Below are 18,503 nucleotides of genomic sequence, written 5' to 3'. Positions count from 1 at the left end.
GCCTCACTTGCCAGTAAACGTCAGAGCGGGCCGCACGCCGCCTGTAGCCAATGCCTTTGCTGCAGAATCGATCCCTGCTCGTACATCTTCACTATCAAGAACGACAGGGATAAGCTCAATCATTTGGAGATCCGCGTGACCGACCCCACCCGATGCCCAAGCTGCGAGAACCGCCTTGGTGGCCGCGTGCGCTCGGGTAGGACCTTCTGCGAGCTGCTTGGCCATGGCGAATGTTTCGTCGCCGATTCGTTCATGAGGCACGACCTTGGAAACAATATTGAGGTTGTGAGCCTCGCTTGCGGAGAGATTTTCCGAAAGCATGACAATCCTGTTTGCGACGTTCCGCCCCGCCCGCTCCGCAATACGCTGTACACCGCCTGCCAGAGGAAAGACTGCAATTGTCGCTTCGGTAAAGCGGAAGTTTGCCTGTTCGCTAGCGATAACGAAATCCGTGTGCAGGGCAAGCTCGAAGCCGAATCCATTCGCGCGCCCATGCACGGAAGCGATCGTGGGAACGGTCAGGTTTTCGAGAGCGGATAGGATTCCGTTAGAGAATTGCCAGCGTTCCTTGCGCTTCTGATAGGAGTCATAGGTTGGCCATTCTCGAAAATCGCCGCCCATGCAGAAATTTTCCCCTTCCGCATCGACCACAAGAGCACGAACGTCGGATAGCGCCGCTTCGCGCACGGCGCCGCCCAGGTCTGCAACGAGTTGACGGTTGGCGCGATTGTCGGGAGGGCGATGCAGGGTGACATAACCAATGGAACCTTTGCGCGAAAAGGAGACGAATTTTTCGATGCTCATGATCTATTTTCCAACTTGAAAAGAAGTGATTTAGCGAATTGGCCAGACTTGTGCGAGCTCTTCGGCGTCTGTCAGCGTGTTTGCCATTGCGACGACGCGCCAGCCGTTGGCAGTGCGATGCACTTCGAAATGAGTAGCAACTCTTTGGAGTTCCTGATCTTGCGCACCTAGGCGAGACCAGATTGCATCGACACAGGCTGCGGACTGGTTGTATACGGTGACCCTTCGGTCCAGTATTTTTGTTGTCCGGTATCCGCTTGCTTTCAGGGGGGCTTGCGTCGCACGGATCTGTGCCAGTACATCGTTTTCAGTCATGAGCCACTGCGTTCGCACCATGGCTGCGGCATGAAGCGGCGCCCCCCAGAACTGAAGCATGTTCTCAGGTTCTACCGTTCCGTTACCGACGGATATCCAAGCGTCAACGTATTGCTTGAAGAACCATTCCTCGAATTCCTCGGCAGTCTTGTCGAGGTTCGACGCGCTGACAACCTGCGGGGCGGATGGGTTCTGCTTGATTTCAGCAATGAAGGCGGCTACCGCGTCGGCGGTGGCTCGAGGTTGTTCAACGTGCGGCCAGTGCCCCGCCGCAGCAACGTGCTGCGTGCTTACATTTGCAAATCGAGAGCACACTGCTTCTTGTAGAAAGGATGGCGAGAAGAATCTGTCGTCAGAGGTAATGACAAGTGTCGGGGCGTAAACGCGTGAGGGAATTGCCCCCAGTCGATGTCCTTGCACCCAAGCCTCCAATTCGACCAGGGATTCGTCGACAGGCGTGTTCACTGCCGATGCCACAAGAACTCGCATCGCGTCAGGGGCAGCTTCGAATGTCCGTGCCGCGCGTCCTTTCCCAACCACTTGCGGATCCTTCTGCCTTGCAAGTGCCTGGAAGGCTTGCATCTGATCGGCGGTCAGTGGGTAGCCACGGAGTGGCGCGGGGAGGATTAACGCTAGAGCGTCCACCCGGGACATTCCGGCTACTAGTTCGGCAACCTGACCGCCCATGCTATGCCCAACCACCACAACCGGTTGTAGTGGCTCGCGGAGCTGCTCGATCAGTCCGGCGACTCGGCTCGCATAGGCGTCGAGAGCGTTGGTCGTTATACCTTTCGCATAGTCCATGGCAACAACCGTCCAACCGTCCAGGCTGGCGGCCGAGGCGAACCCTTGCCATGTATGGCGATCGTCCAGGAACCCATGAAGGAGGGCTATCAAGCCCCTGGGCCCTTCCCTCCAGACTTTGTATTGCACACCTGATTCTGAAATGGCTCCCGCTGTCTTGTCGTCGCTCATGCTTCTCTCTCGAAACCGGTTGAAGTGGTGTCATTGTATAACCAGTTGAACAGGTGTCAAGACTCATGCGTATTGGTACAATCCCGGTCGAGATGATGAGAAAGCCAAGGAAAGAAAGTGGAAAACACCAGCTACAAAGCACTTGCGTATGTGGGGGGGCGACGGTGTCTCGACTTTGTTGCCACATGTCGTAAGCGGTACTCCAAACGGGTCGAACTCCTTGAGGAACCAGGATCACTATTGGCATGGCTGCAGGAGGCCGGCTTCGAGACAAGGCAAAATGCCGATGTCAGATGCTCGGCCGAAGACCTGCACGAAGCGGTACGCCTGCGGGAGGCGATTTACCGTCTCGTTCGCGCGTCGATGGAGGGGCAAGGTTTTGCGCAAGAGGACGCAGACGTCCTGAATACCTTTGCCAGGCTTCCTAACCTGGCTCCCCAACTGACGGTAGAGGGTATTGGTGATCTGAACATTCCCTGCAAGCTTGGCTGGGCTGCCGACGAGTTTGTACCGGCAGCCCTCTCGACGATTGCTCGCGACGCTGTGACTTTGCTGTCTTCGCCTCTTCTTGCGCGAGTCAAGTCCTGCGCAAATCCGAAATGCTCGATGCTATTTTTGGATGACTCGCAAGGCCTGAGGCGAAAGTGGTGTTCCATGAGCCGTTGTGGCAACCTTTCGAAGCTTGCGACATATCGCTCGAGCCATTAGGGCATAAGCAACTCACTGTTGGCGACCGGGGAGAGCGGCCGTCCGGCTCGCGTGATGCCCGAGCGACGAAGCGCGGCAGGTGCAACTCGTTCACTGCCTGGGGCTATCGGCTGGCGACCCGCTACCGCTCCGTGGCATGACCGCCCGGGCTGCGGCTACAGCCAGTGCCAGATACCCGCGGCCCAACCGGCGAGCGGGATATGAGCCCAAGTCGCTGCGAGCCAGACGACGAGGCCGCCCAACAGCGCGTGCAAGCCGAACCCGCCGAGCCGCGCACGGCCAGCGGCGATCGCCGCGAACGGCAGATAACTCGTCTTCGACTCCCATGCGGGCCAGCGATCGGGCTGGAGCCGCTCCTTTTTCCGGTCCTGCAGCGCGGCGCCGACGAGCGCGAGGATGACCATAGCCGCTGCGACTATGATGTTCTTGGCCACCGGGAACACCGCGACGTGGCACAGCCCCCAAAGTGCGAACGACCACATCATCGGGTGGCGCGTCACCGCGTACACGCCGCGCGCTGCGTCCGGGAACGAGTGGGGCCGACCGGCGGTGGGAAGCGCCGGGTTGCGGATCAGCGAGCCCATCAGGAGGACCGACGCGATCAGCATGACCGCGGTCACAATCGCCCAGAGGCCGTTTCCTACCGGCCATAGTGGTGCCGTCAGGGGCGCCTTTCGGTATGCCAGGATCAGCCAGCCGAGCGTCAAGGCCGCAACCAGCGAATAGACGCCCTGGAACCCCGCTTCGCCAATTGCGCGGACCAAACCCCTGCGCAGCGGATGGGACAAGAGAAAGTGGCTGCCCACGAAGGCGACTGCCGCCGCCGCTACTGCGTTGGTGCTTCCCATCGGCCCAGCTCCTCAAGTCATATCGTTGGCTGACCGCATTGCCCTCCAATTCGCGAAGAGGCGTGGCCGGACTGGTTCGACGCTGCCGGCATAGAGCGTACTTCGGTATGAAGGGGTCTGCATTTGGACATTTCATCATGGCAATTCAAGCCGCCATGGCGTGTCTGGCATTTGCCTTTGTTCCATATCCAGTACTGAAGATTACTACTTGAGTGTCGCAAAAGCCAATTTGACCATCCCACCATTAGCTGCTTCCCACTCCTATTTACGGTTATTGATTTCGCAAATCGACACGCGGGCCGAAGCCTGAATAGGGACGCGGCTGACTGATCTTGGCAAGACGCGCAGCGTTGTATCACCGTGTGGTCATGCCGGTCTGTCTGCGAGAGTCGTATTCGCTTTCGTGTACGCGAAAGCGCCGACCGCGATGGCCGCAAGCGACAGCACTGCCCCCAGGGCCGCAAGGCCGATCCAGCCTTCGCGGTGCGCGCCATAGCCACCGAGCGCAGCGCCTGCCGCGCCACCGAGGAAGTACGACACCATGAAAACCGTGTTCAGGCGGCTGCGGGCTTCAGGACGCAGCGCGTAGATCCGAGCCTGGTTGGCGACGAAGCCGGCACGGTGGCCCAGGTCGAGCAGCACCATGCTGGTGACCAGCCAGAGCAGGTTGCTTGCGCCAACCGCGACCAGTGCGAACGCCACGACAACGAAGACGGCGCCGACAGAAGCCACCGTACGCGCGCCGATTCGATCGACGAGTGCTCCGAGGTGCGGCGACACCGCGAGACCCAGCAACCCGACGAGCCCAAATGCGCCGACGGTGGCGGGACCGAACTCGTAGGGCGGCCGCGCCAGCAACGCCCCGAGCGTGGCCCAGAACGCGCTGAAGGCTGCGAACGTCAGAAAGCCCATCGCGACGGAGATGCGCAGCAGAGGTTCCTCACGGATCAGGACGACCAGCGAACGCATCAGGTCGTGGTAGCGCATCGCGGTCAGCCCGGTCAGCCCGGTTGAGACAGGCAGTTTGCTAACGACGACGAGGGGCGTCAGATCGACCGTCGATGCAATCACGAACATCGTGCGCCAGCCGAAGTGAGCGCCGACCAGACCGCTCAGCGTGCGCGCGAGAAGCACACCCGAGGAGAGACCGCCGAGCAACGTGCCGACGATTCGCCCTCGGATCGCAGGCGTCGCCCTGCCCGACGCGGCGGGAATGACGATCTGCGCGGTAATGGCAGTCACGCCAACGAGAAAGCTGGATGCCGCGAGCAGGGAGAACGTCGGCGCCGCTGCGCAGGCCAGCAGTGCAGCGGCATTGCCGGTGATCGCAAGCGACGCCAGCTTGCGTGGCTGAACACCGTCAGCAAGCGGCACGAAGAGCAGCAGGCCCATTGCATACCCGAGCTGCGTTAGCGTGGCGATGAGGTTTCCATGCGTCGGCGTCACGCCGAACGTCGACGCGATCTGCGGCAGCAGCGGCTGGTGATAGTAGATGGCCGAGACGGCGAGGGCACAACCGAGGGCCATCAGGAAGACGTCACGCCGGGTGAGGTCCGGCGTCATTGCGGTCGGGAATTTATTTGGCATCCGGATTCATTCGCTTATTCGATGCGAGGCAGTGGATGAACGTCAGCCAAGGTCGTGCCGCAAAGGACACGGCTGACGTTCAGCCGGCACGGCTGCTCAGGCCTTTGACAGTGCCTCGACGAGTTCACGTGTATCGACGATGCTGTGCACGTACGTCGGCCCGTTCAGTTCGTGGGCAGCGTGCATCATTTCGCGCTTGAACGCCGCCGTGGCGTCCTTGACGAGCGTCACGTGGTACCCGAGTTCCGTTGCATATCGCGCGGTGGCCTCGATACAGGTGTTGGCCAGCAGACCCACCACTACGACGTGCGTGATGCCATGCTGCTTTAGCTGGAAATCGAGATCCGTATTGGCAAAACCGCTCGAGCCCCAATGTTCGTGCGCGATGATGTCACCGGGTTGGGGCGCGAACTCCGGGTGCCAGTCGCCTCCCCACTCACCGTGGGCAAAGTGATGGCCCTGCATGATCTTGCGCTGGCTCCGACTCGGATGGCACCAGCATTCATAATCGCCCTGCCGCCACCGGCGGTGCGGCACGATGACGACCTGAATACCGGTATCCCGTACAGCCTTGGTGATGGTGCGAAGGTTGTCGAGCAGTCCGACTTCGTCAGCAATATCCTTGATATACGGCCATACCTTGCCTCTGTGAGCGAGCGATCGGGCATTCGGTGTCGTCGACTTCAGACCATGCGGACATAGATTAACCCTCGCTTGTTGACTGGCACGATCGTGGGTGAACGTTGGACGATATTGGTCTTACGAGAACTGTTCATGGGCATGAACCGTTTCGATGACATCCAGGCTCAAACGGGGGCAACGCCGCAGATGCTCGCGGCGCGACTCAAGAAGCTGGAGGAGGCGGGGCTGATCGAGCGCCGGCCTTATAGCACGCGGCCGCTCCGCTACGAATACGTACTGACGGAGATGGGGCTGGATTTCCATCCTGTGATGCTCACGCTGCGAGCATGGGGGGAGAAATGGTGCAAACCTCCAGAGAAAAGAGTCGCCGTCCGATACACACACATTCCGTGCGGGAAGGATCCGGTCTCGGGACGGTTTGCCAGTCATGTGGCGTCGAACTGAAGCGTACCGATCTTGCGGCGAAGCTGGCACCTGCATACGCGGCGGAACGGGACAAAAGGGCGGCTCAGGCGAAAAGCTTGTGATCTGTCGCTCGCTTTCGATGATGGAATGCTCCGTAATGTCGGCTCTATCCGCCATTGCGGTCATGGAAGTCGCACCTTTGATGGTCTCGATCGGGTCCGCAAGCGGTCGTCCATCGCCACCGTTGAGCATCGCGCGCCTGCATCGGCTGCGCAGCAATCCCGTTAGGTAGCCACGCGCAGAGCGCGAAGACGGTGGGCGAGTTCTGCCAGCAGGCCAGCTGGCCGATGTAGATATCAACGCGATTGTGTTGCGTCCTGCCGTGCAGGAATTCCGAGCAGGCCGGACGGCCAGGCCGCGTGCCCGCGCATCACGCGGCGCGCGGCGTCGTCTTTCGGGCGCGCATGGCCGAGGGGCGGACCTGTTGCAGCGTGCGCAGGCTCCGGATGGCATCCTCGATCGCCTCGATGCCCTGCGTGAGGCGGTCGCGGGCCAGGCCCAGTGCGGTTTGGGTCTCGGCGTCGAAGATGGCAAGTTGATCCAGCGAGTCGACCTCGGCCTGCAACTGGCCGACCAGTCGTCTTAACTGCGCGGTGCTGTGTGAAGCAGTGGAGCGGATTGCCATTGCGGTCTCCGGAAAGGCACGCACACTCGTAAGGTAGAACGTATGTACCGGAAAGGACAAACACTTTCTCGGTGCATGCATGCGTTTTACGCGTTTGGCAACATATCGCGACGAATCGTCAACGGCAGCAGGGGGTGTGGGCGCGGCCCGGCAGCCCACGCATGTGATCGTGGCTGTCCAGGCGACCGGAAAAGCGAAACAGGGCCTGTGCGCCGCGCCCTGCGGCGCACAGGCGTGGCCGGAGAGCCTCAGCCGCCCGCATTGCGGACCAGCGCCGCGATCGTCTCGCCCACATCCCCGGTATGTGCGTCGCCGCCCAGGTCCGGCGTGCGCGGACCCTGTGCCAGCACGGTCTCGATCGCCCGCACGATGGCGTCGTGCGCCTCGCGGTAGCGCGCGCTGCCGGCCGCATCCATGCCCTCGGCCCCGCCGAGGAAATCCAGCATCAACGCACCGGACCAGATCATGGCGATCGGGTTGGCGATGGCCTTGCCGTAGATGTCGGGCGCCGAGCCGTGGACCGGCTCGAACAGCGACGGGAACTTGCGGTCGGGGTTGAGGTTGGCCGACGGCGCGAGGCCGATGGTGCCGGCGCAGGCGGGGCCCAGGTCGGAGAGGATATCGCCGAACAGGTTGGAGGCCACCACTACGTCGAAGCGGTTGGGCTGCAGTACGAAGCGCGCGGTGAGGATGTCGATGTGCTGGCGGTCCACCGTCACGTCGGGATAGTACTGCGCCATCGCGTCGGTGCGCTCGTCCCAGTAGGGCATGCTCACCGCGATGCCATTGGACTTGGTTGCCACGGTGAGATGGCGGCGCGCGCGCGAGTTGGCCAGTTCGAAGGCGTAGCGCAGCACGCGGTCGGTGCCCACCCGGCTGAACACGGATTCCTGCAACACCACCTCGCGCTCCGTGCCCTCGAACATGCGGCCACCCAGCGAGGTGTATTCGCCCTCGGTGTTTTCGCGTACGACGAAGAAATCGATGTCGCCCGGCTTGCGGTTGGCCAGCGGGCAGGGCACGCCCTCGAACAGCCGCACCGGGCGCAGGTTCACGTACTGGTCGAAGTCGCGGCGGAACTTCAGCAGCGAGCCCCATAGCGAGACGTGGTCGGGCACCTTGGCGGGCCAGCCCACGGCGCCGAAGTAGATCGCATCGAACCCTTCCAGCTGTTCGCGCCAGTCCGCCGGCATCATGGCGCCGGTCTGCAGATAGTAGTCGCAATGCGCCCAGTCGAAGCGCACGAATTCGAGCCCCAGCGAAAAGCGCTCGACAGCGGCTTCGAGCACGCGCAGGCCCTCGGGCATGACCTCATTGCCGATGCCATCGCCAGGGATGACGGCAATGCGGAAGGGGGTGGGAGAGGCTGATGTCATGGCGGATGCTCACGGTCGGGATTGGGATGGCCCATGGTAAGGAATTCCGCGCGGAATATAATCAATCAATCCGTGAACCGATAAAACACACTTCGTGAAGAATGAGCTGCTCAACGAGGATCTGCGCGTCTTTATCGAAGTCGCGCGCAAGTCCAGCTTCTCTGCCGCCGCGGAGGCGCTTGGCGTGTCGCCGGCCTATATCAGCAAACGCATACAAGTGCTTGAAGCGGCGCTTGCGGTAAAGCTCTTCCACCGCACCACCCGCCGCGTGGTGGTGAGCGAGGACGGCGAACGGGTCTATGCGCTGGCGCAGCGCATCCTGGACGATATCGATCATCTCTACGAGGAAGTCTCCAGCACCCGCCGCAATCCGCGCGGCCTGCTGCGGGTTTGCTCCAGCTTTGGCTTCGGGCGCCGTATCGTGGCCCAGGCGATCTCGGAACTATCCATGCTGTACCCCGCGTTGCAGGTGCGCTTCGAGGTATTCGACCGCTTGGTGGACGTGGCCACCGAAGGCTTCGATCTCGATATCCGCGTGGGCGACGAGATTGCACCGCACCATATCGCGCGCCGGCTTGGCGACAACCGCCGTGTGCTGTGCGCGTCTCCCGCCTACCTGGCGCGCCGCGGCCGGCCGCGCGTGGTGGCCGACCTGGCCAGCCATGACTGCCTGGTGATCAAGGAGCGCGACCATCCCTTTGGCGTGTGGAAGCTGCGTAACGGTAGCGGCACCGGTAGCGGCAACACCGAGCAGACCGTCAAGGTCACCGGGCCGCTGTCATCCAACAACGGAGAGATCGTGGTGCGCTGGGCGATCGATGGCCGGGGAATCGTGTTGCGCTCGCTGTGGGATGTGGGCCCGATGCTGGCCACCGGCGAACTGGAGCAGATCCTGCCCGAATGCAGCCAGGAGGCCAATATCTGGGCGGTGTACCCGTCTCGCCTGACCACCTCGGCCAAGATCCGGGTTTGCGTGGAGTTCTTCGAAGCGTTCTTTCGCGAGCGATCAGCCTCGCAGGTGGCCATGCGAGGCTGATCGCTGGGCGCGCTTGGGCTTTGCCGTGCCCGCTGCCTATGATGAATGGATCAATCTCGGGTGATTGCCTGGGTCCATTGCGCCAAGGAGAGCGGACATGTCCTCAAACCACACCTACAAGCTGGTCGAGATCGTTGGTTCGTCGCCGGACGGATGCGATGCGGCGATCCGCAGTGCCATTGCCAAGGCGAGCGAGACCATCAAGAACATCGACTGGTTCGAGGTAGTGGAAACACGCGGCCATCTTGCCGATGGCAAGGTGGCGCACTTCCAGGTCACGCTGAAGATCGGCTTTCGTGTGAGCTGAGCCGCGCGGCGGCATCCGTGTGGCGGAACGGCCGGTTGCGCACGGCGTCGGGCGCGTCGCGCTCCATATCCCAGCCGTCCTCGTAGAAGCCGCCCACGATATTGAGCGGCTTCGCGTGTCCCTTGCCGGCCGTGCGAACATCGCCCGCCGGCGCGGGCCTGCCCTTCAGAAGGTCTTCCTGCCGCCCTGGCAGGCGCTCACGATGCGGTTCATTTCCGCCACCAGCGCGGCGGGCTCGCTGTGCAGCGTGCGCGCGATGCCCTGCATATGGCCGGGCAGTTCCACCTTGATGCGTTTCATGGTTTCTCGCTCAGGCTGGGTTGGAACGTACCGCCGGGGGGCGGCAAGCTGGCCGCTTTCATGTGCCGGAGCCGGTGTTTTTGCACCAGCACGGAGGCAATTGTGGGCGGCGCGGGCTGAACCGAAGCTGAATGGCGAACCGGCAACGTTATGATGGCGCCTGCCGCGCTGTCCGCCGTGGACGACGCCCGGCTCGCTCCGGCTCACTCCGGCCATCCACCAAAGGGATTCACATTGCGTTTTCTTCACACTGCCGACTGGCATCTCGGGCGCGTGTTCCACGCGCGCAGCCTGCTCGAAGACCAGGCCTGGGTGCTCGATCAATTTGTTGCGCTGGTGCGCGAATTGCGGCCCGATGCGGTGCTGATTGCCGGCGACGTCTATGACCGCGCGGTGCCGCCGCCCGAGGCGGTGGCATTGCTCGACGACGTGCTGGCGCGCATTGTGGTGGACGCGGGCGTGCCGGTGGTGATGATCGCCGGCAATCACGACAGCGCGCAGCGGCTTGGTTTTGGCGCGCGCCTGCTGACGGCGCAGGGCTTGCATGTGGCTGGCCGTGCCGAGCCCGATGCCACCTGCGTGACGCTGTCCGATGCCGCGGGCGAAGTGCGGATCTACGCCTTGCCCTATGCCGAGCCCGCGGCGGTGCGCGATGCCTTCGGCGTGGACCTGCCCGGCCACGAGGCGGCGCTTGTGGCACGCCTGCAGGCGATCCGCGCGAGCCATCCGGCGCATGCGCGTTCGGTGGTGGTGGCGCATGCCTTCGTGATTGGCGGCGAAGCCAGCGAATCGGAACGGCCGCTTTCGGTGGGCGGCAGCGGTGCCGTTGCCGCTGGCGTGTTCGATGGCTTCGACCTGGTCGCGCTTGGCCACCTGCACCGGCCGCAGACCTTTGACCAGCACATCCATTACTCCGGCTCGCTGCTGAAATACTCGCTGTCCGAAGTCACGCACGCCAAGTCGGTCTCGCTGATCGAGCTGGCGGGCGATGGCACGGTCACCATCGAGCCGATCGCGCTATCGCCCCGGCGCGACCTGCGCATCGTCGAAGGGCAACTGGCCGATCTGCTGGCGCAAGGCGCCGAAGATCCGCACCGCGCCGACTATATCCACGCCGTGCTGACCGATACCGGCGCCCTGCTCGATCCGATGGCCCGGCTGCGCCAGGCCTATCCCAATGCGCTGGCCATCGAGCGTGCCGTGCTGGCGCGATCCGGCGAGGCCAGCGCGGCTGGCCAGCGCCTGCGCCAGCTCGATACCGGCGAACTGTTCGCCAACTTCTTCAAGGAGGTCGCGGACGAAGAGCTGGACGACGACAAGCGCCGCGTGCTGGAACAACTGCTTGAAGGCATCGCCGCCGCCGACAGGGAGTCCGCATGAGACCGCTACGCCTGAAACTGCAGGCCTTCGGCCCGTTTGCCGCCAGCGAGGAAATCGACTTCAGCCAGCTTGGGGACCGGGCGTTCTTCCTGATCCACGGCCCCACCGGCGCGGGCAAGACCACCTTGCTCGACGCCATCTGCTACGCGCTCTATGGCGACACTTCCGGCGGCGAGCGCAACGCGCAGGACATGCGCAGCGCCAACGCCGACCCGGGCTTGCGCACGGAAGTGACCTTCGAATTCAGCCTGGCCGGCCAGCGCTACCTGGTGACGCGTTCGCCCGCGCAGGAGCGGCCGAAGCTGCGCGGCGAGGGCACCGTCAAGGAAACGCCCAAGGCCCAGCTCGACGCCATGGGCGAGGGCGGCTGGACCAGCAAGGCCGGCCAGCCCAACAAGGTCGATGAATACGTGCGCAACCTGCTGGGCTTCGACAGCAGCCAGTTCCGCCAGGTCATCGTGCTGCCGCAGGGCCGTTTCCGCGAACTGCTGACGGCCGATTCCAAGAGCCGCCAGGCCATCCTGGAGCGCCTGTTCCGCACCGAGCTGTACCGGCGAGTGGAAGAGCTGCTCAAGGGCCAGGCAGCAGGTATCCGCCAGCAGGCCGAGCGGCTGCGGATCGAACAAACGGCCTTGCTGCAGCAGTATCAACTCGAATCCGTGGATGGCCTGCGCGAGCAGACGGCGGGTTTGCAGGTCAGTCTGGATGGCCTCAAGCAGCGCGAAGGCGCGGCGCGCACCGTGCTGGAACTCGCCACGCTGGCGAACAGGCAGGGCGAGCAGACCGAAGCACGCCTGCGCGAACAGCGCGAGACCGAGGCAGCCCATGCCGCGCTGATCGCGCAGCGGCCCGAGGTGGAAGCGGAGCGCCAGCGTCTGCTGGCCGCCCGCCGCGCCGCGCAGGCCCAGCCGTTCGAGCAGCATCTCGGCCAGGCTACGCAGGAACACCTGCAGGCGCGGCAAGCGCTGGCTGCGGCAACCACGCGCGCCAGCGACTGTGCCGCTGTTGCGGTGACTGCCACCACGGCGCTTGCGGCCGAAACAGCCCGCGCCGGCGAGCGCCAGGTGGCGCAAAAGCAGGTGGCGGAGCTGGAAGCCATGCTGCCCCAGGCACAACGGCTCGGCGCGTTGCAGCAGGATCTGCGGCACGCTGCCAACCGGCAGGCGCAGACGGCCGCGGCGCATGCCGCCGCGCTGCAATCGCAGCAGCAAGTCACCACCGCATTGCGGCAGGCGGAGGCCGGCCTGGCCCAGGCGCAGGAAGGCGCGCGCGGGATGGAGGCGATCCGGCTGAAACAGGCCGGCCTGGCGCGGCAGGCCGGCACGCTCGACAAATACGCGGCCACGCTGGCGCAATGTGAGCAGGCGCGCCGCCAGGCCGAGACCGCGCGGCTTGCCGCGCAGCAAGCCGCCGCGCGCCAGGCGGCAAGCGCCCTCCAGTTGCGCGAGACGGAGCAAGCCTGGCGGGCCGGACAAGCCGCGCGGCTGGCCGCCGGCCTGCACGACGGCGAGGCTTGCCCGGTATGCGGCAGTGCCGCGCATCCTGAACTGGCCCGGCATATCGAGGCACCGGTCTCCGACGAGACGCTCGACCACGTCCGCGAGGCCGCCCGGCTTGCCGACCAGGCCGCGCACAGCATGGCCGGCCAGGCGCAAGCCGGGCAGCAAGCGCTGGCCCACCGCGCGGAACAACTGGACGAACTGCGCGAAGCCGTGAGCGCCGAGGAAATGCCCGCTGGCGCGGCGCAGGATCCGGCCGCCGCCAAGCTGCAGCTTGCCGAGGCGATCCAGGCGCTGCGCGCGCACCAACTGGCCGCCGAAGCAGCGGCTGGCCGGTGCGCGCCGCTGGCAGCGGAACTGGAGCGGCTGCGCGATGCGCTCACGGCTGCCGATGCGTCCATTCGCGCCGCCGATGCGGCGGCGCAGGCCGCCGGCCAGCATCACGCCAAGCTGCAAGGCGAGTGGCAGGCGGCCAGCACGCAGGTGCCGCCCGAATGGCGCGAGCCGGAACGGCTCAATCGCGCGCTGGCGCAGGCTCGGCAGGACCTTGCCACGCGCGAAGCCGCGCAGGCCGCCGCGCAGGCAGCGGACAAGCAGGCGAGCGCCGGGCTGGCGGCGGCCCAGGCCGCGCAGGCCGCCGCGCAAGCCAGCCTGGCGAGCCATGCGATGCGAGAGCAGCAGGCAGGCGCCGGGTTCGCGGGCGCCCTCGGGCAGGCGGGCTTCGTCACGCGCGAGGCCTATGCGGAGGCACGCTTGCCGGCCTCGCAGGTGGAGCAGCTCGACGCCCGCGTCAACCGCTTCGACCTCGACCTGGCCGCCGCCACGGACCGCCGCATGCGCGCCGCCGCCGCCGCGCGCGATCTGGCCGTGCCCGACCTGCCGGCACTCAGGCAGGCCCAGGCGGATGCTTCCAGCGCGCTGGAAGCGCTGGTCCGGGAGCAGGCCGACCTGAACCGCAGCCGCGAGAACCTGCTGCAATGCCAGCAGCGCCTGGACGCGCTGGCCGCCGCGGGCGCGGATATCGAGCGCAGCTACGCGGTGCTCGGACGCCTGGCCGAAGTGGCCAACGGCAACAATCCGCGCCGCATCACCTTCCAGCGCTTCGTGCTGGCGACCTTGCTCGACGAGGTGCTGGAAGCGGCCTCGCTGCGCCTGATGCGCATGAGCCGCAACCGCTATGAACTGCAGCGCGTGCGCCAGCAGGGCGACCAGCGTACCGCCGGCGGGCTCGACCTGGAGGTCTTCGACCACGACACCGGCATGGCGCGCCCGGCCAATACCCTGTCCGGAGGCGAGGGCTTCCTGGCCTCGCTGTCGCTCGCGCTGGGGCTGGCCGACGTGGTGCAATCGCGCGCGGGCGGGATCCAGCTCGATACGCTGTTTGTCGATGAAGGCTTCGGCACGCTCGACCCTGAGAGCCTGGATTTTGCCATCAGGACACTGATCGACCTGCAGCAGGCCGGGCGGCTGGTAGGCATCATCTCCCACGTGGCCGAATTGCGCGAGCGCATCGACGTGCGGCTGGAAATCCGGCCCGGGGCGGGCGGCAGCCGGGCCGAACTGCAGTTGCCGTAAAGCAAGGGCTTGACCGCCTCGCGGGAGCGTGAAGAGCGTAAGCTACGGACTCTTTGCGCTGCTTTTCAGGCATCCGCGGCGTGGCGGCGCCAGGCGGCTTACAACTGGCCTACGATCGTGTCCGGCAACCGCACAGGCGATTTGCCGTTGCCTTGACCACCTTCGGAGAGGGGGTGTAACCTGTTCATTATGCGAATTGAAGTTCGTAGCTAGAACAAAATAGCAAAATCAGAATAACGAATAACAAGAAAAACCAAAATCTGTTGGATTCGTGTCCGGCAATGCACCTTTGCAAGGAATTGCGAAGGCAGGCGAGCCGGACGGCTCTTCCGGCAGAACTGTCCGGAGACAGCGTTTGCGCGCCGCCTGATTTTCCTCCTTGGCGGCCGGTTCCGGATAGTTCGCCCGGACTCTCGGAACTGGAACGCAAGTGATCAACAAGCTATTCGACTCGGTGGAATCGGCCATGGCCGACATTCACGACGGCGCCACCATCCTGATTGGCGGTTTTGGCATGGCCGGCATGCCGGCGGAGCTCATCGACGCGCTCATCGCCCAGGGCGCCCGCGACCTGACCATCGTCAACAACAACGCCGGCAACGGCGACACCGGCCTGGCGGCGCTGCTCAAGGCCGAGCGCGTGCGCAAGATCATTTGCTCTTTCCCGCGTCAGGCCGATTCGTACGTCTTCGATTCGCTCTATCACGCTGGCAAGATCGAGCTGGAACTGGTGCCCCAGGGCAACCTGGCCGAGCGCATCCGCGCCGCCGGCGCCGGCATCGGCGGCTTCTTCACCCGCACCGCGTATGGCACGCCGCTGGCCGAAGGCAAGGAAACCCGCATGATCGACGGCCAGGGCTACGTCTACGAGACGCCCATCCACGCCGACTTCGCCCTGATCAAGGCGCTGCGCGCCGACCGCTGGGGCAACCTGACCTACCGCAAGACCGCGCGCAACTTTGGCCCGATCATGGCCATGGCTGCCAAATGTCCCATCGTGCAGGTCAGCGAGATCGTCGAACTCGGCGAGCTGGACCCGGAACACATCGTGACACCGGGGTTGTTCGTCAAGCGCGTCGTCAAGATCGACGGCGCCGGCCAGGCTGCCGCCTGAGCGCCAAGGAGATCCAGAATATGCAACGCCTGACCCGCGATCAGATGGCCGCCCGCGTGGCCAAAGACATTCCCGACGGTGCCGTGGTCAATCTCGGCATCGGCCTGCCCACCCTGGTCGGCAATCACCTGCCCGCCGACCGCGAAATCCTGCTGCACAGCGAGAACGGCCTGCTCGGCATGGGCAAGGCACCGCCCGCCGGCGAGGAAGACGGCGACCTGATCAACGCCGGCAAGCAGCCGGTCACGATCAAGCCGGGCGGATCGTATTTCCACCATGCCGATTCCTTCGCCATGATGCGCGGCGGCCACCTCGACTTCTGCGTGCTCGGCGCCTTCCAGGTGTCGGTGAAGGGTGACCTGGCCAACTGGCATACCGGCGCGCCCGGATCGATCCCGGCCGTGGGCGGCGCCATGGACCTGGCCATCGGTGCCAAGGAAGTGTTCGTGATGATGGAACACCAGACCAAGCAGGGCGAGAGCAAGATCGTGGCGGAATGCACGTATCCGCTGACCGGCATGACTTGCGTCACGCGCATCTACACTGACCTGGCTACCATCGACGTCACGCCCGACGGGCTGGTGGCGCGCGACCTGGTCGAAGGCTTGTCCTTCGACGAACTGCAACGCCTGACCGGCGTGCCGCTCAAGCAGGGCATTGCGGCCTGACCGATGGCCTGACCGATGGCCTTGGCCGCCGGTGCCATCCCAAGCGAGCACGCTTCCAAGCTTCACGCTTTCACGTACAAGCAAGAGTAAGAGAGACGAACCATGACCGAAGCCTTTATCTGCGACGCCATCCGCACCCCCATCGGCCGCTACGGCGGCAGCCTGTCCGCGGTGCGCGCGGACGACCTGGGCGCGGTGCCGCTCAAGGCCCTGATGGCACGCAACCCGAACCTGGACTGGTCTGTCATCGACGACGTGATCTACGGCAACGCCAACCAGGCCGGTGAAGACAACCGCAACGTGGCGCGCATGTCGCTGCTGCTGGCGGGCTTGCCGCAAAGCGTGCCGGGCGCCACCATCAACCGCCTGTGCGGTTCGGGCATGGACGCCACCGGTACCGCCGCGCGCGCGATCAAGGCCGGCGAAGCCGGCCTGATGCTCGCCGGCGGCGTGGAAAGCATGAGCCGCGCTCCCTTCGTGATGGGCAAGGCCACCAGCGCCTTCTCGCGCGATGCGCAGATTTTCGACACCACCATTGGCTGGCGCTTTATCAACCCGGCCATGCGCGCGGCCTACGGCGTGGACTCGATGCCCGAGACCGCCGAGAACGTAGCCACCGACTACAAGATCAGCCGCGAAGACCAGGACCTGATGGCGCTGCGCAGCCAGGAAAAGGCCTCGCGCGCGCAAGCCGACGGCACGCTGGCGCAGGAAATCACCGCCGTGACGATCGCCCAGAAGAAGGGCGATCCGCTGGTCGTGGAGCGCGACGAACACCCGCGTGCCACCAGCATGGAAGCGCTGGGCAAGCTGCGCGGCGTGGTGCGCGCCGACGGCAGCGTGACGGCCGGCAATGCCTCGGGCGTGAACGACGGCGCATGCGCCATCCTGCTCGCCAGCGAAGCCGCGGCCCGCCAGCACGGCCTGACGCCCAAGGCGCGCATCGTCGGCATGGCCACCGCCGGCGTGGCGCCGCGCGTGATGGGCATCGGCCCGGCACCGGCCACGCAGAAACTGCTCAAGCAACTGGGCATGACCATCGACCAGATGGACGTGATCGAGCTGAACGAAGCGTTCGCCGCGCAAGGCCTGGCCGTGCTGCGCGAACTCGGCGTGGCCGACGACGATGCACGCGTCAACCCGAACGGCGGCGCGATCGCCCTGGGCCACCCGCTCGGCATGAGCGGCGCCCGTCTGGTCACCACCGCCATGTACCAGCTGCACCGCACCGGCGGCCGCTACGCGCTGTGCACGATGTGCATCGGCGTGGGCCAGGGCATCGCCATGGTGATCGAGCGCGTCTGATCATCGTCGTTGCGTCATCGGCGCCCGCGGGTTTCGGCCAGCGGGCGTTGTCTGCCAAGGCCAGCCGAATCGCTGCTGTCGGTATCCGGTGGATGTGCAGGCTTTGATGTTTCCCGATGCACTGATGCAGTGTGACTGGGCCGACCGGCTGGCCGGCCCTTGTCGCATCCTTTTCCAGCATGACTCGGCGTAGTTGCGCCGGGCGGAGTACAAGATGTCCCTTCCCGTTGCCACGCTCGTTACCGGCGCCAGTTCCGGTATCGGCCGCGCCATCAGCGAAATGCTGCTGGCCGATGGCGTGACGCAGGTGGTCAATGTCGACTATGTCGCGCCCACCTGGTCCCATCCCAATATGACGTTTTTCCAGGCCGACCTGACCGATGCTGCCGCGACCCGCGCCGTGGCCGAACAGGTGACCTCGCACTTTGCCGTCACCCGGCTGGTGAACAATGCCGGCGCCACGCGCCCGGGCACAGCCGACACGGCGCGTGTGGAAGACCTTGACTACGTGGTGGGCCTGCACCTGCAAGCCACGCTGCTGCTGACCCAGGCCTGCCTGCCCGCGATGCGCGCGGCGGGCTTCGGCCGCATCGTGAACATGGCTTCGCGCGCGGCGCTGGGCAAGCCGGAGCGCGTGGTGTATTCCGCCACCAAGGCCGGCCTGATCGGCATGACCCGCACGCTGGCGATGGAGCTCGGCGGCGACGGCATCACGGTCAACGCCGTGGCGCCCGGTCCGATCGCCACCGAGCTGTTCCGCAAGAGCAACCCTGAAGGCAGCGAGCAGACCAGGCGTATCCTCGCCAGCATCGCGGTCAAGCGCATGGGTACGCCGGAAGACGTGGCGCGCGCCTCGCTGTTTTTCCTGTCGCCGGAAAATGGTTTCGTGACCGGCCAGGTGCTCTATGTGTGCGGCGGCACCACGCTCGGCGTCGCGCCCGTTTAGCAGTCCCGTGGTGTGAGCAGGGCAAAAT

General features: G+C 64.9%; 18 protein-coding genes. 10 read left to right on the top strand and 8 right to left on the bottom strand.

From position 1 onward, the window contains the following. Positions 1-3: 3 nt before the first annotated feature. Both AC1DQ3_RS21620 and AC1DQ3_RS21615 read right to left on the bottom strand, forming a co-directional pair. Positions 4-804, bottom strand: a complete 801-nt coding sequence (locus AC1DQ3_RS21620; RefSeq protein WP_477122198.1) for an enoyl-CoA hydratase/isomerase family protein — start codon at positions 802-804, stop codon at positions 4-6. A 30-nt stretch (positions 805-834) separates the two neighbouring features. Continuing rightward, on the bottom strand, positions 835-2,094 hold the full coding sequence (locus tag AC1DQ3_RS21615; protein ID WP_477122197.1) for an alpha/beta fold hydrolase: 1,260 nt from the start codon (positions 2,092-2,094) through the stop codon (positions 835-837). Between the two features lie 117 nt (positions 2,095-2,211). Between AC1DQ3_RS21615 and AC1DQ3_RS21610 the strand changes: the two genes are divergently transcribed. Then, entirely contained in the window at positions 2,212-2,802 is a 591-nt protein-coding gene (locus tag AC1DQ3_RS21610) for a CGNR zinc finger domain-containing protein (protein WP_477122196.1), read from the top strand. A 155-nt stretch (positions 2,803-2,957) separates the two neighbouring features. On the opposite strand, the gene AC1DQ3_RS21605 is transcribed toward AC1DQ3_RS21610, so the two are convergent. The 3 genes from AC1DQ3_RS21605 to AC1DQ3_RS21595 form a co-directional block, all read right to left on the bottom strand. Then, positions 2,958-3,650 (bottom strand): NnrU family protein, encoded by a 693-nt coding sequence (locus AC1DQ3_RS21605; RefSeq protein WP_477122195.1) that lies wholly within the window; start codon positions 3,648-3,650, stop codon positions 2,958-2,960. 366 nt (positions 3,651-4,016) lie between these two features. Continuing rightward, a complete protein-coding gene (locus AC1DQ3_RS21600; RefSeq protein WP_477122194.1) occupies positions 4,017-5,237 on the bottom strand; it encodes an MFS transporter in 1,221 nt (406 codons plus the stop codon). 96 nt (positions 5,238-5,333) lie between these two features. Then, complete coding sequence (locus AC1DQ3_RS21595; protein ID WP_477122222.1) at positions 5,334-5,837, bottom strand: cysteine hydrolase family protein; 504 nt, start codon at positions 5,835-5,837, stop codon at positions 5,334-5,336. A 174-nt stretch (positions 5,838-6,011) separates the two neighbouring features. Here AC1DQ3_RS21595 and AC1DQ3_RS21590 point away from each other — a divergent pair, with 174 nt between their 5' ends. Continuing rightward, positions 6,012-6,323, top strand: coding sequence for a winged helix-turn-helix transcriptional regulator (locus AC1DQ3_RS21590; protein ID WP_477122193.1), 312 nt, complete (start codon positions 6,012-6,014; stop codon positions 6,321-6,323). A 391-nt stretch (positions 6,324-6,714) separates the two neighbouring features. Here the strand turns inward: AC1DQ3_RS21590 and AC1DQ3_RS21585 are convergent, their stop codons facing one another. Further along, complete coding sequence (locus AC1DQ3_RS21585; RefSeq protein ID WP_477122192.1) at positions 6,715-6,969, bottom strand: hypothetical protein; 255 nt, start codon at positions 6,967-6,969, stop codon at positions 6,715-6,717. Between the two features lie 248 nt (positions 6,970-7,217). Then, the gene (locus AC1DQ3_RS21580; RefSeq protein WP_477122191.1) at positions 7,218-8,345 is read right to left on the bottom strand and encodes a tartrate dehydrogenase; all 1,128 of its coding nucleotides are present in this window, start codon (positions 8,343-8,345) and stop codon (positions 7,218-7,220) included. Positions 8,346-8,439: 94 nt separating this feature from the next. On the opposite strand from AC1DQ3_RS21580, the gene AC1DQ3_RS21575 reads away from it, so the two are divergent. Further along, positions 8,440-9,381 carry a LysR substrate-binding domain-containing protein gene (locus AC1DQ3_RS21575; protein WP_477122190.1) on the top strand — a complete coding sequence of 314 codons (942 nt, stop codon included), beginning with the start codon at positions 8,440-8,442 and terminating at the stop codon, positions 9,379-9,381. Positions 9,382-9,478: 97 nt separating this feature from the next. After that, complete coding sequence (locus tag AC1DQ3_RS21570; protein ID WP_477122189.1) at positions 9,479-9,688, top strand: dodecin; 210 nt, start codon at positions 9,479-9,481, stop codon at positions 9,686-9,688. 165 nt (positions 9,689-9,853) lie between these two features. Here AC1DQ3_RS21570 and AC1DQ3_RS21565 read toward each other — a convergent pair whose 3' ends face one another. Then, positions 9,854-9,988 (bottom strand): hypothetical protein, encoded by a 135-nt coding sequence (locus AC1DQ3_RS21565; protein ID WP_477122188.1) that lies wholly within the window; start codon positions 9,986-9,988, stop codon positions 9,854-9,856. A gap of 234 nt (positions 9,989-10,222) precedes the next feature. Between AC1DQ3_RS21565 and AC1DQ3_RS21560 the strand changes: the two genes are divergently transcribed. The 6 genes from AC1DQ3_RS21560 (at position 10,223) to AC1DQ3_RS21535 (ending at position 18,475) form a co-directional block, all read left to right on the top strand. Next, entirely contained in the window at positions 10,223-11,368 is a 1,146-nt protein-coding gene (locus AC1DQ3_RS21560) for an exonuclease SbcCD subunit D (protein ID WP_477122221.1), read from the top strand. Then, complete coding sequence (locus AC1DQ3_RS21555) at positions 11,365-14,442, top strand: AAA family ATPase (RefSeq protein WP_477122187.1); 3,078 nt, start codon at positions 11,365-11,367, stop codon at positions 14,440-14,442. Before AC1DQ3_RS21560 ends, AC1DQ3_RS21555 begins: the two co-directional genes overlap by 4 nt. Before the next feature lie 430 nt (positions 14,443-14,872). Beyond that, positions 14,873-15,556 (top strand): 3-oxoacid CoA-transferase subunit A, encoded by a 684-nt coding sequence (locus tag AC1DQ3_RS21550; RefSeq protein ID WP_477122186.1) that lies wholly within the window; start codon positions 14,873-14,875, stop codon positions 15,554-15,556. Between the two features lie 20 nt (positions 15,557-15,576). Next, entirely contained in the window at positions 15,577-16,224 is a 648-nt protein-coding gene (locus AC1DQ3_RS21545; RefSeq protein ID WP_477122185.1) for a 3-oxoacid CoA-transferase subunit B, read from the top strand. 102 nt (positions 16,225-16,326) lie between these two features. Beyond that, on the top strand, positions 16,327-17,529 hold the full coding sequence (gene pcaF, locus AC1DQ3_RS21540; RefSeq protein WP_477122184.1) for a 3-oxoadipyl-CoA thiolase: 1,203 nt from the start codon (positions 16,327-16,329) through the stop codon (positions 17,527-17,529). A gap of 214 nt (positions 17,530-17,743) precedes the next feature. Then, entirely contained in the window at positions 17,744-18,475 is a 732-nt protein-coding gene (locus tag AC1DQ3_RS21535) for an SDR family NAD(P)-dependent oxidoreductase (protein ID WP_477122183.1), read from the top strand. Positions 18,476-18,503: the final 28 nt, after the last annotated feature.

Source organism: Cupriavidus sp. 01T418 (assembly GCF_056398885.1).
This window is presented reverse-complemented; position numbering and strand designations above follow the sequence as displayed.

What these genes read in the sequence shown, in the direction of transcription:
- AC1DQ3_RS21620 (WP_477122198.1), bottom strand. Translation starts at nt 804, where the DNA reads ATGAGCATCGAAAAATTCGTCTCCTTTTCGCGCAAAGGTTCCATTGGT.
- AC1DQ3_RS21615 (WP_477122197.1), bottom strand. Translation starts at nt 2,094, where the DNA reads ATGAGCGACGACAAGACAGCGGGAGCCATTTCAGAATCAGGTGTGCAA.
- AC1DQ3_RS21605 (WP_477122195.1), bottom strand. Translation starts at nt 3,650, where the DNA reads ATGGGAAGCACCAACGCAGTAGCGGCGGCGGCAGTCGCCTTCGTGGGC.
- AC1DQ3_RS21600 (WP_477122194.1), bottom strand. Translation starts at nt 5,237, where the DNA reads ATGCCAAATAAATTCCCGACCGCAATGACGCCGGACCTCACCCGGCGT.
- AC1DQ3_RS21590 (WP_477122193.1), top strand. Translation starts at nt 6,012, where the DNA reads ATGGGCATGAACCGTTTCGATGACATCCAGGCTCAAACGGGGGCAACG.
- AC1DQ3_RS21585 (WP_477122192.1), bottom strand. Translation starts at nt 6,969, where the DNA reads ATGGCAATCCGCTCCACTGCTTCACACAGCACCGCGCAGTTAAGACGA.
- AC1DQ3_RS21580 (WP_477122191.1), bottom strand. Translation starts at nt 8,345, where the DNA reads ATGACATCAGCCTCTCCCACCCCCTTCCGCATTGCCGTCATCCCTGGC.
- AC1DQ3_RS21570 (WP_477122189.1), top strand. Translation starts at nt 9,479, where the DNA reads ATGTCCTCAAACCACACCTACAAGCTGGTCGAGATCGTTGGTTCGTCG.
- AC1DQ3_RS21565 (WP_477122188.1), bottom strand. Translation starts at nt 9,988, where the DNA reads ATGAAACGCATCAAGGTGGAACTGCCCGGCCATATGCAGGGCATCGCG.
- AC1DQ3_RS21555 (WP_477122187.1), top strand. Translation starts at nt 11,365, where the DNA reads ATGAGACCGCTACGCCTGAAACTGCAGGCCTTCGGCCCGTTTGCCGCC.
- AC1DQ3_RS21545 (WP_477122185.1), top strand. Translation starts at nt 15,577, where the DNA reads ATGCAACGCCTGACCCGCGATCAGATGGCCGCCCGCGTGGCCAAAGAC.
- pcaF (WP_477122184.1), top strand. Translation starts at nt 16,327, where the DNA reads ATGACCGAAGCCTTTATCTGCGACGCCATCCGCACCCCCATCGGCCGC.
- AC1DQ3_RS21535 (WP_477122183.1), top strand. Translation starts at nt 17,744, where the DNA reads ATGTCCCTTCCCGTTGCCACGCTCGTTACCGGCGCCAGTTCCGGTATC.